The sequence below is a fragment of the Bacillus sp. SSR7 genome, from assembly GCF_055902415.1.
This window is the reverse complement of sequence record NZ_JBVVXV010000040.1, coordinates 1-3,635: the sequence shown is the minus strand read 5'-3', so window position 1 is coordinate 3,635 and position 3,635 is coordinate 1. Positions and strand designations below refer to the sequence as shown.

Below are 3,635 nucleotides of genomic sequence, written 5' to 3'. Positions count from 1 at the left end.
CTGATTTTACTTCTGGTTTCTCTTCTGATTTTACTTCTGGTTTCTCTTCTGATTTTACTTCTGGTTTCTCTTCTGATTTTACTTCTGGTTTCTCTTCTGATTTCTCTACTTTATTGATCACATTATATAAGAACTGCGAATATTGTTCGCGAGTTACAATTACTTTAGGTTCAAATATACCATTTCCTGTGCCTGCGCTTAATTTATTTTCTTGCAGTGCACTGATTGCTTTCGTTGCCCAATAATTTTTATCTACATCTTTAAAATTAGTTATTGAATTCGCTTTTAATTTAAATGCATTTGTAAGAACTACTGCCATTTGTTCACGAGTTAAGCTTTCATTTGGTCCAAATTTACCATTTCCATATCCAGTCATAACTCCTGCTTTTACCATTGCTAAAATGTCTTTTTCAAACATATTACCTTTTATATCTGTAAATGGATTTTTAAAACTTGAGTCTACATCCTGTGGTTTTAAATAATTGTATAACATTCTCGCTACCTGACCACGTGTGACTTTATCTCCAAATCCAAAAGTATCATTTCCATAGCCATATACAATTTTTCTACTCGCTAAATCATTAATTGCTTGTTCAGACCAATGATTGACTGGAACATCATTAAATATTTTCTTCTCAGCCTGTACACTATTCAAAGTCGTTAATGTGGCTGTAGTAATGACAGCACCTGCTAAAATAATTTGTTTAAAATTCATAATTAAATCTCCTTTATTTTTATGAAATGATTCTATATATATCGGTTCATCATAAGAAATCCAAGATACAAACGAGGAGAATACTGAATATACCATAACTTTAATTTATTTTAATATTACGTTTAATATAAAATTATTCTTTATATTAATTTCAAGTTCTCCAACTATCCATACGAAATTATGACTAATAAGACTGTATCCTATACATATAAAGCTAATAGTTACACGTGTTTTTGTTTTAAAATAGATACACATCTTTTTTAGTTAAAAGTATTAGTATACACAGTACTTACAGATGAATCGCTGTTGCGTAATTAGTATAGTTACTTATATATACGAGTGTCAATTAAAGAAATCTTACATTATTGTAAGGTAACCATATTAATAATGTAGTGATTAATTATTCACCTTGTATAATAATTAATCACTACATTATATAGAATAGTTGAGAAAAATGTTTCTAATTCCATGAAGTAAAGGAGTTTTTTTAGATTAAATAATATCAACGAAAGAATTTTTTATATCTTCATAAACAAATTTCACAAAATTCAGTGCATGAATGAAACAAAAGATTATGTTTTAAAGTAATTAATTCAAAAAAGCCTTGTAACATATTACAAGACTTTTAGAATTGGTATATACATTATAGATGGATACTTTTATTTTATTAAAATTAAGACCAAACCCATTGCTCTTTATTTGTATTCTGTTTAATTTTATCGTTAATTTTTTGTATATGGTCATACGTTGTTTTATCCATTCCATGGAAATTAGATCCATCATGAAAATCTACTCGAACCATATCACCTATATTAAATTGTTGTCCCTGCGTTAACTCTACATAAACAAGATCATTTTCCCCATTTTTAGAAGGGTATGTGACAGCTACATAATCGGTATAATCTTTGTCTATTTTTGTGATTTCTCCGATTACAAAATTAGGTTGACCATCTACTTTTTCATACATTCCTGGTTTCAATGTTGTACCTTCTTTTTCTAAAGACTCAGTACTAGTACTATAACCATTAATTTGCGTTTTAACTTTTTCTACTTTTGCATTTACAGCTATAGGTGGTATGGATCTTGCCCAGAAATCACTTTCTACTTTCACTAAGTCATTAACCTTAAAGTTATGAGTATTTTTTAGAGGGACACGAAGATCTGCTGGATTTCCGTTATTATCTATATATGTAACTAATAATTCATTAGAAGAAACTTTACTTACATGCCCAACTGTATATTCCTCATAGTTTCCAGGAGCTAATTCAAAATGCTCCACAGTATTAGCTGTTAAACTTGTAGTAAATGCGTTTTGAAGTAATGGACCATTACTATTCACTTTTACATATTCACCTGGTTTTGCATTTGCTTGAAAATCAGTATAAATAGTTACACTTTCATTTAATTCTTTACTTTCAATGATAAAATACTTTGACTGTACTTCTATTACTTTCCCCTCAACTGTAGTGTTGAACTCTTGCACAGCTGCACTTGCTGTTATTGAATCTAATCCTGGTATGTTGCTTCCTGTAAATGCTGCAAATCCTAATGCACCAGCTAAAATGACTTTCTTCATATGCTAAAACATCTCCAATCATATCTATTCACTAAATGATTTTAATTATCAATCATCATGTAATCATTATAGTTACACCTTTTAAAGAACGTCAATAAAAATATCCTTACACTTTTGTAAGTTAATAAGGTTAATAATATTGAAAAGAAATTTTTCATGAAGTAAATTTTTTATGTTTATTATTGAATAAAAATAAATTACTAGTAAATAATGCTAAATATCGCTCTTTTCTTTAATCTAGACAGCCCTCTCATTACATAGGATTAAAAACAAATTTATTCATCCTTTTAGTAATTATAATGAGTAATTATTCACCTTATATAATAATTACTTAGTATATTATTAACACGGTTATCTTACAAAAATGTAATTCTTTTTTAATTGACACTCGTACATACGAGTAACTATACTAGTTACACATGCTTGGTGAACATATCAAATAGTCCCTTACTACAAGTGTATGTCTGTGAATTCTTTTCGAAATAATATTTTGAATCAACCGTATATTATTTATCTGTAATATAGTGATGATACCAACCCAATCTATTAAACTAGGTCATATTACTTATGAGTTTAACTATAAATGATAGATTTACCAAGCTGTAATAATTTTTAGGAGTGTTACATTTTGAAATACAAATTAATTGCTACAGGAATTCTTGCTGGAAGTCTACTATCCTACTCATCTAGTGCATTTGCAAATACTCACAAATTCCCAGATGTCCCAAATTGGGCAAGCCCTTCTGTAAATTACCTGGTTGAAAAAGGTGCATTACATGGAAAACCTGATGGTACTTTTGCTCCAACTGAAACAATTGATCGAGGTTCAGCTGCCAAAATAATGGCCATTATGCTTGGATTAGAAATTAATAAAAATGCTAAACCATCTTTCCAAGATGCCCAAAACCATTGGGCAGCACCTTACATTGCAGCTGTTGAAAAAGCAGGTGTTATTAAAGGAGATGGAAATGGTAACTTCCTTCCAACAGGTTTGATTAATCGTGCATCGATGGCTTCAATGGTGGCAAACGCTTATAAATTAGAAAATAAAGTTGCTAAAGATAGCGCAACTACATTTGAGGATCTAAAAGGACATTGGGGAGAAAGATATGCAAATATTTTAATACAAACAGAAATTTCTAAGGGTACTGAAGATGGAAATAGCTGGTCTCCTAATAGAGCGATTACTCGTGCAGAGGCTGCACAATTCATTGCGAAATCTGATCAAATCCATCATCAAACAAACCAACAAGAAAATGCTGTAGTTGGTGTAATAAATGATGCAGACCCTTATTATGTGACTGTTGCATATAAAGATGCTAATGGAAATAGTCAAGAAGTTAC

At 30.0% G+C, this 3,635-nt stretch carries 3 protein-coding genes; 1 reads left to right on the top strand and 2 read right to left on the bottom strand.

Annotation, left to right across the window (positions count from 1 at the left end; all coding sequences use genetic code 11):
• Both AC0NJG_RS28525 and AC0NJG_RS28520 read right to left on the bottom strand, forming a co-directional pair.
• Positions 1-715: S-layer homology domain-containing protein (locus AC0NJG_RS28525; protein WP_474063705.1), on the bottom strand; the 715-nt coding region annotated here is incomplete at its 3' end.
• Positions 716-1,388: 673 nt separating this feature from the next.
• Entirely contained in the window at positions 1,389-2,291 is a 903-nt protein-coding gene (locus AC0NJG_RS28520) for a hypothetical protein (RefSeq protein WP_087954949.1), read from the bottom strand.
• Between the two features lie 628 nt (positions 2,292-2,919).
• Here AC0NJG_RS28520 and AC0NJG_RS28515 point away from each other — a divergent pair.
• A partial coding sequence (locus AC0NJG_RS28515) for an S-layer homology domain-containing protein (RefSeq protein ID WP_474063704.1) occupies positions 2,920-3,635 on the top strand: 716 nt, incomplete at its 3' end.

Excerpts from the sequence above, each read along its gene's own strand:
- AC0NJG_RS28520 (WP_087954949.1), bottom strand. The coding sequence starts at position 2,291 with ATGAAGAAAGTCATTTTAGCTGGTGCATTAGGATTTGCAGCATTTACA.